The sequence below is a fragment of the Aeromonas sp. MR16 genome (assembly GCF_022549315.1).
In the GTDB taxonomy this organism is placed as follows: domain Bacteria; phylum Pseudomonadota; class Gammaproteobacteria; order Enterobacterales; family Aeromonadaceae; genus Aeromonas; species Aeromonas aquatica.
In genome coordinates this window covers 1-16,393 of sequence record NZ_JAKZFK010000020.1, presented here as the reverse complement: position 1 = coordinate 16,393, position 16,393 = coordinate 1, and the positions used below count along the sequence as shown (strand labels likewise).

The 16,393-nt window shown below is 63.5% G+C and carries 6 protein-coding genes and 1 pseudogene; 4 read left to right on the top strand and 3 right to left on the bottom strand.

The window, feature by feature from the left end; translation table 11 throughout:
- Window positions 1-9 precede the first annotated feature (9 nt).
- Entirely contained in the window at window positions 10-1,221 is a 1,212-nt protein-coding gene (locus MM194_RS14620) for an ROK family protein (RefSeq protein WP_033130048.1), read from the bottom strand.
- Window positions 1,222-1,326: 105 nt separating this feature from the next.
- Window positions 1,327-2,994: a methyl-accepting chemotaxis protein gene (locus MM194_RS14615; protein ID WP_033130049.1), complete on the bottom strand. Its 1,668-nt coding sequence runs from the start codon at window positions 2,992-2,994 to the stop codon at window positions 1,327-1,329.
- A gap of 124 nt (window positions 2,995-3,118) precedes the next feature.
- Here MM194_RS14615 and MM194_RS14610 point away from each other — a divergent pair, with 124 nt between their 5' ends.
- From MM194_RS14610 to glpC, 4 genes are all read left to right on the top strand, one after another.
- On the top strand, window positions 3,119-3,574 hold the full coding sequence (locus tag MM194_RS14610; protein ID WP_241343966.1) for a YchJ family protein: 456 nt from the start codon (window positions 3,119-3,121) through the stop codon (window positions 3,572-3,574).
- Between the two features lie 274 nt (window positions 3,575-3,848).
- On the top strand, window positions 3,849-5,519 hold the full coding sequence (gene glpA, locus MM194_RS14605) for an anaerobic glycerol-3-phosphate dehydrogenase subunit A (RefSeq protein ID WP_241343965.1): 1,671 nt from the start codon (window positions 3,849-3,851) through the stop codon (window positions 5,517-5,519).
- Entirely contained in the window at window positions 5,516-6,793 is a 1,278-nt protein-coding gene (glpB, locus tag MM194_RS14600; RefSeq protein ID WP_033130051.1) for a glycerol-3-phosphate dehydrogenase subunit GlpB, read from the top strand. The genes glpA and glpB overlap by 4 nt, the downstream gene beginning before the upstream one ends.
- Window positions 6,794-6,896: 103 nt before the next feature.
- Window positions 6,897-8,099: an anaerobic glycerol-3-phosphate dehydrogenase subunit GlpC gene (gene glpC, locus MM194_RS14595; RefSeq protein ID WP_241343964.1), complete on the top strand. Its 1,203-nt coding sequence runs from the start codon at window positions 6,897-6,899 to the stop codon at window positions 8,097-8,099.
- A gap of 217 nt (window positions 8,100-8,316) precedes the next feature.
- Here the strand turns inward: glpC and MM194_RS14590 are convergent.
- A pseudogene (locus MM194_RS14590) lies at window positions 8,317-16,392 on the bottom strand (type I secretion C-terminal target domain-containing protein); the annotation flags it as partial.
- Window position 16,393: the final 1 nt, after the last annotated feature.

Here is a 16,393-nt window from a genome sequence, read left to right as displayed (position 1 = left end):
GCGAGAGTGTTACGCGTCCTTGTCGCTTCGCAGCAGATCGAGCAGCAGGCTGCCGTCACGCAGGGCCTTGTGTACCTGCACCGAGGTGGGCTTGGTGGGATCTTCGTAGAAGTGGGTGGACTCGATTTGCAGTCGCACCAGGTAATCGGCCGGCAACTGGCTGGCCAGGGACTGGTGCAGCATGGGGAACAACAATCGATCGGCGCGGGTGATCTCCCCCCCCAGCAGCAGCTTGCCCGGGTTGAGCAGGCAGATGAGGTTGGCGAGCACCCGGGAGAGCCGGCCCGCCGCCTGATGCAGTATGTCCTGGCACAGGCTGTTGCCCGCCAGCGCCAGCTCGCACAGCTCGCGGATGTTGACGCTCGCCGGCAGATCGTGCTCCTGCATGCGCTCGCGCAGGTCCCGGTATTGCGCCTCCAGCGCCTGATTGGTCACCAGGGTGCAGGCACAACCGAAGCCGCCGCAGTAGCAGCGCTGACCATAGGGTTCAAGCTGCAGGTGGCTGAGATCGCCGAGCAGGGCCGACTCGCTCTCGATGAGCTGGCCGTTGACCACCATGCCCACCCCTATGTCGTTGTGGACGAACACCAGCACCGCATCGGCGCAGTTCTTGGCGGCGCCCCACTCCCGCTCGGCCTGGATCCAGGTACGCACGTCACCGCTCACCAGCACGGGCACCTCGAACGCCTCCTGCAAGGTCGGCCCCAGGGGCCAGTTGCGCAGATCGTAGAAGGGAAAGTGCTTGACCATGCCGGAGTGGCGCTCCACCTGCCCCGGCAGGCAGAGCGCGATGCAGGCGAGCCGCAGCGCCTTCTTCGGCAGGAAGCCCTCGATGGCCCGCACCAGGCTGGGCAGCAGGGAGGCACGTTCCTCCTCGCTGAACAGATGGCGATGGCGGGCCAGGGAGTGACCGGCCAGATCGAACAGGGCCATGTCCACATAGCCGCGGCCGAGGCGCATGGAGAGAAACTGGAAGCGACGTTCGTTGATGCGCAGCAGGGTCTGGCGGCGGCCACGCCCCACCGAACTCTCGCCACAGGTGACGACCAGGCCGCCATCAAGCAGCTCGCGGGTGATCTTGGTGATGCTGGCCGGTGAGAGACCGGTCAAACGGGACAGATCGGTACGGGACAGTTCCTTGTGCTCTTCCAGGCTGGCGTAGACCAGACCGTAGTTGAGCTGCCGGATCAAATCGATACTGCCTTTCACGATCTCATTCATAGGGTATGGGGCTAACGAAAAGAACGAATGGCGCGATTTTCCCACATTCTGCGGCGATCCCCAAATTTGCCGTCTGGAAATGACGTCCAGACGGCAAAAATGTGACTAGTAACGGAAGCGGGAGACCAGTTGACGCAATTTGTCACCCGTCCCCGCCAGGGCCCTGGTGGTGGTGTTGGACTCACCGGCCGCCTCGGTCAGCTCGCTGACGATCTGCTGGATGGCCACCAGGTTCTTGTTGATCTCCTCGGAGACCGCGTGCTGCTCCTCGGCGGCGGTGGCGATCTGGATGTTCATGTCGTTGATGGTACCGACTGCCGTCACCATGCTGTCGAGGGAGCTGGCGATGTGACTCGCCTCCTGCACCGTCTCCTGGCTGCGCGCCTCGCTGGCCTGCATCACCTCCACCGCCTGCTTCACCCCGCCTTGCAGCCGTTGCAGCATCTCGTTGATCTCCTTGGTGCTCTGCTGGGTACGCCCGGCGAGCGATCGCACCTCGTCCGCCACCACCGCAAAGCCGCGACCCTGCTCGCCAGCCCGGGCCGCCTCGATGGCGGCGTTGAGCGCCAGCAGGTTGGTCTGATCGGCGATGCCGCGAATGACCTCCACCACTGAGCCTATCTTGCCGGTCTCCTGGGCCAGCTGCTCGATGACCCCGGAGGCGGTGTGCACCTCCTCCACCAGCCGGTTGATGCTGCCGATGGCACTGCCCACCACCTCGCGGGCGGCGTCGGACTCCCGGGCCGCGTCGCTGGTGGCCGTGGCCGCGTTGGAGGCACTGGCCGCCACCTCCTGGGCGGTGGAGCTCATCTCGGTCACGGCGGTGACCACCTGATCCGTCTCCCGACCGTGGCCGTGCATCTGCTTGTCGGAGTGCTCGCTCAGGCGATGGAGCTTGTCCACGGCCCCGAGCAGCTGATGGCTGGTCTCCCCTACCTGGCTCACCACCGACTGGATCCGCTCGACGAAGCGATTGAAGGCGCTGGCCAGCTGGCCCACCTCGTCCTGGCTCTGCACCTTGAGGCGCTGAGTCAGATCCCCGTCCCCGTCGGCGATGTCATTGAGGGCCGAGACCGCATCCGCCAGCGGCCGGGTGACTCTGTTGCTGATCACCACGGTGGCCGCCAGGGTCACCCCCAGGATCAGCAAGATGAGCAGCACCCCGGTTTGCAGGGAGGCGTGCATGTTGCTCTCGCGTTCACTGCGCAGGGCCGCCAGCTCGCTGTCGATGTCATCGATGTAGAAGCCGGTGCCGACCACCCACTGGTACTTGTCGAGCACCAGGTTGAACGAGAGCTTGGGGGCATCGCGACCGAGGGACGGCTTGTTGGTCCAGTACTCCGAGTAACCGTCCCCCTGCTGCGCCGCCTTGATGATCTCCTGAATGAGCAGGGTGCCCTTGGCATCCTTGTCCTGCCAGCGGTTTTTACCTTCCACCTCGGGGCGGGTGGGCAGCAGCACGGTATCTCCCTTGAAGTCGTAAACGAAGAAGTAACCATCGCTGCCATAGCGCAATGGCCGCAGGATCTCCTTCACTCGCGCACGTGCCTCGGGGCTGTCCGGCGCGGCATACTCTTTTTCGATGGCCGTCTTGGCGAGCATCAGGTAGCTGCTGAGCAACTCCTTGCGCTCCTTGACCGCCTTGTCCCGCGCCACTACCAGTTCAGATTCCAGATCGTTCTTGGAAATCAGATAGTTGCTGAGGTTGACCACCAGGGCCATCAGCAGCACGGGGATAGCGCCCAATAACAGGATCTTCTGTTTCAGAGTCATCTTGTACTTCCTTTAGCCTTTTTTATGTGGGTGTTCCGTTCCTACCAGTTCGACCTGCTGGCCGAGGGGGGGCCGCTTTCGCTACAATCCCGCCACCTTCTATATCGACCCGATAAACTGACTCATGAGCCAATGTCCTTGCGGTTCCGCCCTTTCTCTCCCCCAGTGCTGCGGTGCGCTGCACGCCGGCCAGCACGCCACCACCCCAGAGCAGCTGATGCGCTCGCGCTACAGCGCCTTCGTGCTGGGGCTTGGCGACTATCTGGTGCACAGCTGGCACCCGGATTTCCTGGGAACACTGACGGCGGAGCAGCTCTCCCAGACCGATACCCGCTGGGATGGACTGGAGATCCTCGCCGCCCAAGGCGGCCCAGCCGATGACGCCGGCACGGTGGAGTTCAAGGCCTGGTTTGTGGAGGGAGATGAGCGCCACTGTTTGCACGAACGCTCCCGCTTCGTGCGCTATCAGGGGCGCTGGGTCTACACCGACGGCGAGCAGGATCCGGCGCCGCTGCGGGTGGGCCGCAACGATCCCTGCCCCTGTGGCAGCGGCAAGAAGCACAAGAAATGCTGCGGCTGATGAGCGAAGATCCCGGGCACTCCGCCCGTGGCGGTGAAAACGACATGAAAAACTGATTTTAACAGCATAAATAACAACCAGACTGGCCGTCATGACGCCAGAGAACAGGGGCCCCGGGCCCCTTTTTCCGTTCTTCCTCTGTGATAACAATCACACTTTGTTCATTAGCTTGGCATTTGTGAGCGTTTGCGAACATTAACTTGGCCCATATCAAACATTTTTGACCTGGAAGGCGCCACACTGGCCCCATCTGGACGAGATGAGACGGTCAAGAATGAAAAGAATAACCACGGAAGTCGTCATCATAGGCGGCGGTGCCACCGGCGCCGGCATCATGCGCGATTGCGCGCTGCGCGGCATCGACTGCGTCCTGCTGGAGCGGGATGACATCGCCGCAGGCACCACGGGCCGCAATCACGGCCTGCTCCACTCGGGAGCCCGCTACGCGGTGACGGATCCGGAATCCGCCCGGGAATGCATTCAGGAGAACCGCATCCTCAAGCGGATCGCCAGCCACTGCGTCGAGGACACCGGCGGCCTCTTCGTCACCCTGCCGGAAGATGACATCGGCTTTCAAACCACCTTCATGGCCGCCTGCGCCCAAGCAGGCATCGCGACCCAGCAGCTGGATCCCCGCGAGGCGCTGCGCCTCGAACCCAACGTCAACCCGGCGTTGATCGGTGCCATTCGTGTGCCTGACGGCACCGTCGATCCCTTCCGCCTCGCCGCCGCCAACGTGCTGGATGCGAAAGAGCACGGTGCCCGCATCTTCACCCACAGCAAGGTGCTGGGGCTCTTGCGCACGCAGGACAGGGTCCACGGTGTCAGGGCCATCAACACTCGCACCGGCGAGGCGTTCGAAGTGGAGTGTCAGGAGGTGATCAACGCCGCCGGCATCTGGGGCCAGCAGATCTGCGAGTATGCCGATCTCGGCATCCGCATGTTCCCGGCCAAGGGCTCCCTGCTCATCATGGATTACCGCATCAACCAGATGGTGCTCAACCGCGCCCGCAAACCGGCGGATGCGGACATTCTGGTGCCGGGCGACACCATCTCCCTCATCGGCACCACCTCGAGCCGCATCGATTACCACAAGATCGATCAGCTGAGCGTGGATCCCCAGGAGGTCGAGGTGCTGCTGCGCGAGGGGATCAAGCTCGCCCCCATCATGGCCCGCACCCGCCTGCTGCGCGCCTACGCCGGGGTTCGCCCGCTGGTGGCGGTAGACGGCGACGAGACCGGCCGCAACATCAGCCGCGGCATAGTGCTGCTGGATCACGCAGAGCGGGACGGCCTCAAGGGTTTCAACACCATCACCGGCGGTAAGCTGATGACCTACCGGCTGATGGCCGAGTGGGCCACCGATCTCATCGCCAACAAGCTTGGCAACAGCCGGCCCTGCCGCACCGCCGAGCTCTCCTTGCCGGGTTCCCGGGAGCCGGAGAAGGTCTCCGCCCCCGGCCTCAGCGTCCCGGTCGAAGGCTCGGCCCAGTATCGTCACGGCGAGCGGGTCATCGCGTTTTTCCGGGATAACCCCAAGGCCAACGCCCTCATCTGCGAGTGCGAGATGGTGACCGCGGGCGAAATCGAATACGCCCTGCGGGAGCTGGACGTGGACAACCTGGTGGATCTGCGCCGCCGCACCCGACTCGGCATGGGCCCCTGTCAGGGAGAGCTGTGCGCCTACCGCGCCGCCGGCCTGATGCAGGAGTACGGCAAGGCCGACGGCCGCGAGGCTTGTGTCATGCTGCGCCAGTTCCTGGAGGAGCGCCACAAGGGGACCCGCCCCGTGCTCTGGGGGGATGCCCTGCGGGAGACCGAATTTACCTACTGGATCTACGAGGGGCTGTTTGGCCTCGGCGAATGGACGGCGCCCCAGCTGGTTGCCGCCACCCCGGAGACCGGCACCGAGCCCGTATCATCGACTCAAGGAGAGCCATCATGAAATTCGACAACATCGTTATCGGTGGTGGCATGGCGGGGCTGTCGGCGGCGCTGCGTCTGGCCGAGGCGGGCCAGCGCACCCTGCTGATGGCCTCGGGCCAGAGCGCGCTTCACTTCTCCTCCGGCTCGGTCGATCTGCTGGACGGTCCCGGGGATCCCCGCACCGCCCTGCCCGCCTTCCTGGCCGCGCACCCTGATCATCCCTACGCCAAGGTCGGGCTCGCCAACATAGCAGCGAGCCTCGCGGATCTGCAGCGCCACTGCGCCCTGGAGGGACTGGCCCTGTTTCGCCAGGAGCACAACCACCAGCGGCTGACCCCCATCGGTACCCTGAAGGCCACCTGGCTCTCCCCCGATACCTGCGCCTGCGTCACCGATGCCCCTGTCCCCAACAGCCTGCTGCTGGCGACTCTGGAAGGTTTTCGCGATTTTCACCCGGCGCTGGCGGCGGCCAATCTGGCGATTCAGCCTCGCTTCGCCCACTGCCGGATCCTGACCGGCGAGATCCGGCTGCCCCAGCTGGCCGAGTTCAGCCGCAATCCCCACGAGTTTCGCTCCGCCGACATAGCCCGCCTGTTTGACAAACAAAAGGGCGACCAGCCCGATCTGCTGGCGGATCTCGCCCGCGAGATAACCCGCATGGTACGGGAATGCGGCGAGCCAAGCTGCCGCCACATAGTGCTGCCCGCCTGCCTCTCCCTGGGGCTGGTCGGCCCGCGCCTCGCCGAGCTCGAGAAACGCACCGGCTGCACCATTCGCGAAGTCGCCACCATGCCGCCGTCCCTCATCGGCATGCGGATGCAGGAGGCGCTCAAGCGCCGCTTCCTGGCCCTCGGCGGCACCTTCCTCACCAGCGAGCGGGTGCTGGGCGCCCGCTATGAGGGAGATAGGGTGATCGGGGTTCATAGCCAGAACGGCGACGATCAGCTGTTCGAGGCAGAACACTTCGTGCTCGCCTCCGGCAGCTTCTTCAGCCGGGGGCTCGAATCGCGCCTCGGCGGCATCCGCGAGCCCATCTTCGATGCCGATGTGCTGAGCCTGCCGGAGCGCGACGCCTGGGCCGGTCGCCGCCTGTTCGACCACCACCCCTTCCTGGGCTTCGGAGTCAAGACCGACGCCCAGCTGCGGGTGCTGCGCGGTGGCAAGCCCCTCAGCAACCTCTATGGCGCCGGCAGCGTGCTGGCGCACTACGACCCAGTGCGCGAAGGGTCGGGCTCCGGGGTCGCCGTCGCCACCGGCTGGCAGGTCGCCGGTCATATTCTGGCGGGGGTCTGAGATGACTGCCCTGCCCTATGCCACTGCGGACAGTCGACTGTCCGCCAGATCATCCTATTGCCGCGTCTCTTGTGCTTTCAATCCGGCCAGGGAGGAGTAAATCATGCTACTGGATCACGCCAACCAAACCTTCGATCAGTGCATCAAATGCACCGTCTGCACCGCCTACTGCCCGGTGGCCAAGGCCAACCCCGCCTACCCTGGCCCCAAACAGGCCGGCCCCGACGGGGAGCGGCTGCGCATCAAGAGCCCCGAGCTGTTCGACAGCGCCCTCAAGCACTGTACCAACTGCAAGCGCTGTGAGGTGGCCTGCCCGAGCGGGGTGCGCATCGGTGACATCATCGCCAAGGCCAAGCACCAGTACGGCGGCTTCAAGCCGGGGATCCGCGAGTTCGTGCTCTCCCACACGGATCTGATGGGCAGCATGTCCACCCTGATGGCGCCCGTGGTCAACTTCACCACCGGCCTAAAACCCATGAAGCTGGTGCTGGACAAGGCCCTCGGCGTCTCCTCCCACCGCGATCTGCCCAAGTACTCCCAGGGCACCTTCCGCGGCTGGTACAAGAAGCAGAAGGCTAACCAGGCCAGCTACAAGCGCCAGATTGCCTACTTTCACGGCTGCTACGTCAACTACAACCATCCCCAGCTCGGCAAGGAGCTGGTGCAGGTACTCAACGCCATGAATATCGGCGTGCAACTGCTTGCGCGGGAGAAGTGCTGCGGCGTGCCGCTCATCGCCAACGGCTTCATGGACAAGGCCAAGCGCCAGGCCGCCTTCAACATCCAGCAGCTGGAGAACACCCTGCTTGGCAACGAGATGCCGCTCCTGGCCACCTCCTCCACCTGCGGCTTCACCCTGAGAGACGAATACCCCCACCTGCTGGAGCAGGACAACCACAGGGTGCGGGATCGCATCTCCCTGGTGACCCGCTTCCTGTGGAACGAGTTCTATCGTGGCAACAAACCGGCCATGAAGCCGCTGGGCTTGCACATTGCCTACCACACCCCCTGCCACATGGAGAAGATGGGGGGCGTCATCTACACGCTCGAGCTGCTGCGGGCCATTCCCGGAGTCAAGGTGACGGTACTGGACTCCCAGTGCTGCGGCATCGCCGGCACCTACGGCTTCAAGTCGGAGAACTACCAGACCAGTCAGGACATAGGCGAAGGGCTCTTTGATCAGATAAACCGCCTCAAGCCTGATCTCGTCATTACCGACTGCGAGACCTGCAAGTGGCAGATCGAGATGAGCACGCCGTTCCGTTGCGAGCACCCCATCCATCTGCTGGCCCAGGCGCTGGCCTGACGGGTAGGGGTAAGGCGAGCTGAGCACACCTGCCCCCTTGTGAACACCAGCTCCATCCGCTGGCTCAGGCGCTGACATAAGGGATAAACACTGCCAACCATCAATCCAGAACAGGTAACCTTCTATATCAGCAATGAATGACGACATAACCTAAAAACAATCGCGCAGAAAAACAAAGAGCCGGCAATTGCCGGCTCTTTTTATCTGCCCCTCTCTATCAAGGGTGCTGGATGATCAGGCTGTGCTGATCCAGCATGGACTGCAGTATGTCGTGGGAGGAGGAGCCGCTCAGGTTCCAGCCACTGAGATCCACGTCCTTCAGGGTGATCTGCTGGGTGACATGACCATCCCCCGCCGGCGACACCGACAGGCTGACATCGCTCAGGCCGCCGCTGCCGGCGGTGACAGAGGCGGAGAGGTGATTGAGCAAGCCATCCACGCTGTTGTCGGTCACCCCCTTGAGCAGGTCCGCCAGATCGATCCTGTCCCCCTGGGCCGGCTGGAAGTCGGTGATGGTGTCGATGGCCGGTTGCCCCGCCGTCCCCTCATCACCGCTGCCCCACACGAAGAGATCGCTGCCGTCGCCGCCGGTCAGGGTGTCGTTGCCTTGGCCACCGCGCAGCACGTCATCCCCCAGCCCGCCCAGGATCCTGTCGTCACCGCTTGAGCCAAACAACCAGTCCGCCTGAGCCGTGCCCAGCAAGTCATGACCGCTCTGGCTATGGATGTTGAGGGTCTCCTGGGCCGAGCTGAGGACATTGCCACCCGCGCTCGACTCGGCCGTCAGGATCAGGGCGTGATCCCCCGGAGTCAGGCCGCTCAGGTAGAGCGGTACCGACTGATCCATGGGCAGCAGCCAGTCAGTGCCGTCGGCATGGCCTACGCTCTGGCCGTGCTCATCCACCACCTGGGCACTGCCCAGATTCTGGATCCGCACCGAAAGCTCGCCGGTTTCCGGATTGACCACACTGGCACTGAGATTGAGCGGCACCCAGGCCCCTTGCAGGGCATGGATGTCGTGGGTCCCCAGGCTCAAGAGCGGATCGTCCGCATCGGCGGTGACCTGGATGCCAACGGTGGAGCTATCGGTCAACACGCCACCAGCGCCCGTGTTGCCCTGATCCGAGGTGGTGATGGTCAGGTTGTCCTGACCCCAGAAGTCCTTGGCCGGCTCGTAGTGCAGGTTGCCATTGATGAGCGCGTTGAGATCATCGAGCGACCCCACCAGGGTGATCACATTGGTCCCCGCCCCCTGCACATTGACGGCGCCCGCCGCCCCGAGCAGGGTCAGCACCCCGTGCTCGACCCGCAGCACCATGGACAGGGGCGCACTGCCGGCGTCCACGTCCTTGACGCTGATGCCGGACAGGGACAGAGAACCGTCCTCCTTCACTTGCATGGCGTCCGGCACCTGGTTGATCGGGGCATCGTTGACCGGTTGCACCTCGATGGGCAGCACATCGGTGTCGCTCAGGGCGCCGCCGTTGCCGGTGTTGCCATTGTCGTTGGTCACCATGGTCAGGGCATCCTGGCCATTGAAGTCCTGCTCACCCTGATAGGTGACGCCACCGCTTAGCAGGGCATTGATGGCATCTTGCGAGCCACTCAGCACCAGGGATCCTGTGCCGTTGCCGGTGACAGTCACCCCGCTGCCCGCCGGCAGATTGAGGGTGCCGTGTTCGACGGACAGGGTCACCTCGATGGCGCCGCCATCCGCATCCACGTCCTTCACCTGCAAGCCATTAATGACGAAGGGGTGATCCTCCTGCGCCACCTGGGGATCGCTTGGCAGCACGTTGACGGGGGCATCGTTGACCGGTTGCACCTCGATGGGCAGCACGTCGGTGTCGCTCAGCGCCCCACCACTGCCGGTGTTGCCATTGTCATTGGTGACCATGGTCAGGTTGTCGCCGCCGTGATAATCCGGGTTGCCCTGATAAGTCAGGCCGCCATTGAGCAGGGCGTTGATGGCATCCAGCGAGCCGGTCAGCACCAGAGAGCCGCTACCGTTGCCCACCACTGTCACCCCGCTGCCCGATGGCAGATTGAGGGTGCCATGCTCCACCGACAGGGTCACTTTCATGTCGCCGCTGCCCGCATCCACGTCCTTCACCTGCAGACCCTGGATGACGAAGGGCTGATCCTCCTGCGCCACCTGGGGATCCGTTGGCAAGACGTTGATGGGCGCGTCATTGACCGGGCTCACGTCCACGTGAATGGTGCCATTGACCTCGGGGCCGAGGGCGCCGTTGTCGAGGCTCTGAGCCGTGACTTTAAGATCCAGGGCGCCATTGGCGTCATTGGTCACCAGTTCGATAGCGTCCAGCTTGGTACCATCCGTGGTGACCTGCCAGCGACCGTTGCCAAGATCCACCACTGTGCCATTGACCCCGTTTGGCAGGCGGATCTGTGCCCCATCAGGCACGCCCTCTATGGTGACCCGCACCTGTTCGGGGCCATTCTCGTGCACGTTGCCGGCGCTGCCGCCGGTAGCCTGGGTATCCCGGGTCTCCAGCCCCAGGTTCAGGGTGATCACGTCCCCCTCGATGCCACTTGCCTTGGTTTCAATGTCGGCGATGATGGCATCCCCCACCGGATTGACGGTGACGGTGAAGTTGCCGCTGGTCCCAAGGGGAACGCTGAGGCCATTGTCCAGGGTGTAGGCGGTCAGGGTCAGATCCACGCTGCCGCTAAAATCGGCCGGCGGGATCAGGGTCAGGGTGGAGAAATCGGTCCCCACGGGTATCTGCCAGACGCCGTTGCCATTGTTGACCGCCGGGGCCGACAGAGTGAAGCCATCCGGTACTCCGGTGATCTGCAGCCCCACTATCTGCTCGGAGCCGTCGGTGTCGATAAGCTCGGCGCCGACCCCCCCCAGATTGACGCTGCCATCCTCACCCCCCTGCACGTCGTGCACGGTGATCTTGGCCGGATCGTTGACCGGTTTGACCTCGAAGCCTACCTGTCCGCTCCAGCTGCCGGTATCCGTGCCAGTGGTGGCGGTATCCAGGATATCCACAGTCACATCGAGCGGCACCTGACCGCTGAAATGCTCCTTGGGGATAAACACCAGATCCTTGAGGCCATTGGCATCCACCACCAGCGCCTGGACGGGATTGCCGTTGGCATCGAGGAAGTGGCCGTACTTGGCATCGACGGTCACGGTTACCTTCTCTACCGTCTCGAGGCCACCATTGGCCACCGAGGGGCTGATGTCCGCCAGCTTGACCGAGAGATCGAGGTGGATCTCGGTGTCTTCCAGGTTGTCCGGCTGGCCGTCACCGTTCACATCCTTCACATCGAGCTGCAGGCTCGGCATGCCATCGTTGCCGCCATTGACGTCGACCTCGGGGGTGATGGAGAGGCGGATGTCCTGATCCGCCGTCTTGGTATCGCCACTCAGGGTGTCGGTGTTGACCAGCCGCACGTGCAGGCTCAGATCGTCGCCCGCATAGTCCTCCGGCAGGGAAAGCGTCAGCTTGTCGAGATCGCCGAGGCCACCCGGCAGCTTGATAAGGTACTCGCCGTTGACGAAGTCAAAGGTGAGCCCCTGCACGCTCACGCCGGGTGGCAGGCCGGTGATGACGATGCTGAGCTCGTCATCGCCGATGTCCGCCGTGCCCAGGGTGATCATGCTCTTGAGCTGGTTGCCGAAGTCGACGCTGTGATCCTCCACCCCGGTGATGTGCTGGACATTGTCGAAGGTGACATCCGCCGCAATTTGACCCGAATGGGTGGCCGCATGGAAGTCGGCGCTGGCGTTCAAGTCCTTGCGCACGCTGGCGCTCACATCCCCGTCATCGCTCAAGTCGACGACCTGGGCACTCACCTTGAAGTTGACGGTGCCGGTGAAGCCATCGGGAGAGCGCAAGGCATAACTGCCGAGGGCATCGTGGGGCACAGTCCAGTTGCCGTAACCGTCGTTGATCCCGCCTATCACCACGAAGCCCGGTGGCAGGTCGCTGATCACCAGATAGTCGATGGTCTCGACGCTGCTGGGATCCAGATCCTCGAATGCGAAGACCCCATTGAGCGGGATATCGTGCCCGTCCGGGCTCTCCAGCGCCCCGCCCGTCTGCACCAGATTGCCATCGGGCTCTACCACGGCCTGGATATCCACGTGCAGGTTGCCGTCGATCACCTTCTGGGCCATGGCGCCGGAGTCCACGTCATGCTGAGTCACAGTCACGTGGCTCTGGATATGGGTGTCCTTGTCGCTGTCCTCCGGTGCCCGTACCAGCAGTTGGCCGCCGCTGAGCAGGCTCTGCAGATCCGCATCGCTCAAGTCCACGACACCGCCGTTCACGCTGAGCTGGGTTTCGACACCACCCACGCGTATCCAGATCTCGTAGCCGGGCTCGATGCCGGAGAGGCTGAGGTGCGTCACCTGCTCGGCACCATCGGTCAGCGTTGGATGCCAGTCGAGCACCACATACTGGTCTTCCAGGCCATGACTGGTCTTGTCATAGTTGCTGGCATCGATCTCGGGCTCCACCTTGATGGTGAGCGGCACGTCGAAGCTCTTGTGATCCCCGTCGTTCTCGGTCACCACCACGTGGCCGATGAGGTGAATATCGGCGGTGCTGTTGGGCGGAGGCTGGATCTGCAGGTTGCCGAGACTCGACACATTGACCTGATAGAGGGGATTGCCCCGGGCATCCAGACCGGCGAAGGTCAGAGTCACCTCATTACCGCTGTTATCGAATACCTTGGCCCCTTCCGGCAAGCCCTCCAGCACCAGGTTGAGGCTCTCGGAGCCGTCACCCGTCGTCTCCCCCGACTCGAGCTTGAAGTTCAGCGGTGCCTTGCCATCTTCATCGATGGTGATGCTGTAGCCGCTACCTTCCGGGGTCCAGCCTGTGCTGGTCAGATCGAAGTGTGGGGCGTCCACTACCCCCACCAAATCCACGTGCAGGCTCTGGGAACCCGTCTCCTTCTCGTTGACGACCACATGAGTCTGGCCGTTGGCATCGGTCAGGGTGGCTGTGTCCTTCACCACCCCCTTGATGGTGAGCTCGAAGTCGACGTTGCTATCCTTCGGCGGCTGCAGTTGCAGTTCATTGATGCGATCGTAGGGCACCTCGTAATAACCGTTCGCATCCATGGCAACCGCGACCCCGCCGAGCAGCAGGGTGGCGCCGGCGGGCAGGCCGCTGATGCGCACAAACATCTGCTCCGAGCCGTCCGCGGTATCTCCCAGATGGCTGAGGACTATCTTGCTGCCCAGATTGAGCAGGGTGTCTTCCTTGCCCTGGATCTCGCGCACGGTCAGCTTGGCGTCATCCGCCTGCGGGTTGACGTTGATCACCAGCTCTATGCTGTCGCCGAGCGCTTTCTCCTGACCGCTCACCACAGGTGTCTTCTCGGTGCTGACCGGGGTGATGGAGAGCTTGATGTCGCCGCTGTAATCCTTGCCGGGTACCACATTGATCTTGTTGATGTCGCCAGCACTGACGGTATAGATGCCGTTGGCATCAGGCTTGAGCTCCTGGCCGTTCAGGGTCAGGTTGCCCTGGCCGGACGTCCACTCGATCTGGTAGCTCAGGGTTTCTGAGCCATCGGTATCCATGAGGTTGGCCTGCACATTGAGGGCGATGCCGTTGCCATCCTCGTCGATGCTGTAGTGCTGATGCGTACTATTGGCATCCCATTCCGGCTTGTCGGCGATGCCTTGCACCGTGATGGCGAGATCTCCAGTTATCGCCGGCGGTGGGGTCCCCTCGGTGACCCCGACTTCCACCTGTACCTGGAAGTGCAGCGGCTGCTTGTTGTTGCTCCAGCTCGACCAGTCGTCCGCCGGCACGAAGGTCAGACCCGAGGTGCTGTAGTGAACGTTGTCGCTGGTAACCATGGCCTCGGGCGGCACTATGAACCACTTGCCATCGGCCGTGGTGGTGAGCGCCACCCCGTTGTAGTAGAAGGTGCCGTGTGCGTTGGCGGGGGCCTGGATCAGCAGTTGATCCACGTGCTCACCCCTGTCGAAGTCACCGATGTCCAGCTGCATGTTGATGGCAATGCCCTGGCTCGGATCCTGGGCCCCCTGATCCTCCTGCCCGGTCGCCCCGTTCACGGTGAAGCGCACCGCCTCGTCTTCCAGATTGAGGGTCAGGGTGCTCTCGGCGGTATCGCCATCGCCGTCAACGATCTGGGCGGTGATGCGCTGACTGAGGCTGGCGGCATCGTGATCAAAACCTGGCCTTGGTGTGAAGCTGTAGTTGCCGTCCTCACCTATGGTCAGGGATCCCATCACCTGCTTGCCATCCGGGCTCATCACATCCAGGGTCAGGCTGCCGTTGATGGCATGCACCTCACCGTTGACGGTGACCGAGGCCACCCTGGCGCCGTCGGCCCCCTCGTTGGCGGGGGGCAGCAGATCGCCGTTTACGACGCTGCCGGTCTCGCTCAGGTTATGGGCCAGGCTGGTGCCAATCGGCATGTCATCTTGCACCTGCACTTCGACCGTCACGTTGGGGCTGCGATCCCCGTCATGGTCGGTCACATACAGGGGGATCTCGATGCCGAGCTCATCCTTGCCCTGGGCACCGTGATCGAGCTGGCCTACCAGATGGAAGCTGTAGCTGCCGTTGACGTCGAGGTGGATCCAGAACACCGGCTTGCCACCCTCGGCGCTCGCCAGATACCAACCCGGGCTATGGGCGGCCAGGGTGATCTCCTTGCCACCGGAGGTGAGGTGATTCGCCTGATTGAAGGCCGCCACATCCAGCTCGAGGGAGGCAACCCTGTCCGAGCCGGCGCCGATGGTCACCTTGCCCCCTGCGGCCTCCCCGCTTTCGGTCGGGGTAGTGCCGGGGTGCTGGGTGTTGCTCGCATCCAGATCCGCCTCTTCAACCCGCACGGACTCGATATTCGAGATCAACGGATCGGCGGCATCGGTGATCACCACGTTAGTGCTGCCATTGATCACCGAGCCGTCGCTGTCGGTCACCTGTACTGGCAGGCTCAGGTTGAGGTTGTCGCTCGCCCCGTGATCCAGGTTGGTGTGCACCGTCACCTGGTAGTCCAGGGTCGCGTCGCTGTGAGCTTCGATGCGGCCCGGCACATTCGGCAGGGTGACCGTCAACACCAGGGTGCCGCTTTGGCTGATCGCCTGGAAGCTGTGGCCGTTGCTGCCCGGCACTTCCTGCCAGGTCAGGGCCTCACCGTTGTGGGTGATGGGGTTGCCGCTCGCATCCAATACTTGGCCGGAAAGGGTCAGCCGCACGTCCACCACGGGATCCGAGTCGGCGGTGATGGTCAGGTGGCCGGTGGCGTGTTGATCGTCGCCAGTCGCACCGCTGGCGGCGCCGTCGAAGCGCCCTTCTTTCAGGGTCACCCCGGTCAGGGTGATGGTCGGGTTGTTCCCCTCGCCGATGCTGACGTTGAGGGTGCCGCTGGTGCTGTCGTTGTTGCCCGCACCCTTGTCACTGTCGACGACATTGATCTTGAACGGCAGATCCGTGCTGCTGCCGTTGGCTTGGTGCACCCCTTCGAACAGGGTCACCTTGTAGTCGAAGCCGTTGTTGGCGGCGTTGTCGAGCTTGCCGCTGATTTCGACCTGCAGCACCTCGACCCGCTGGCCATTGACTTCCACATAGCCCTTGAGGATCTGATTGCCCGGGATACTGGCATCGCCGTCCACCAGTTCGTATTTCACGCTCTGGCCCAGCGCGGTCAGGGCTGGCTGCTCCGCGATATCGGCAAACGACACTTCGCTCACCCGATCCGAGCCGGCGTCCACGGTGAAGTGGCCGGTGCCGGTCAGGGTGTTGCTGCCATCGAGGTTGCCCTCATCCAGGCTCACCCCGCTGCCCGCCACGAAGCCAGGCGCGTTGCCATCCTTGATGACCAGCGGCAAGTCGGTGGAAACACTGTCACCGTCCTTGTCGGTCAGGGTCACGGTCAGCGGCAGATCCAGGGACTCGTTGCCCTGATGATCCAGCTCACCGCTCAGGGTCACCTTGGCCGTGACGCTCCAGTTACCGTTGTTATCCACCAGATCCAGCTCGGCGCGCAGCACGGTGCGGCCGTCGGCGCTGGTGCCCACCAGGGAGCCGTCAGCGTCCAGGGTGAAGGTCACAGGGCTGCCGTGGCTGCTGTATTTGCCGTCCAGACTCTGCTGGATGGCACCGATATCGAACTTCAAACTGGTCGCATCGAGGGCATCGGCGCCGTGACTCACGGTGAAGCTCATGTGGCTGACCACATCCTTGGCCCCCTGATTGGCCTCGGTCATCTCGGTGCCGGTCACGGCGCTGATCACCGGGTTGGCTCCATCGCCGACAGACACGCTCAGG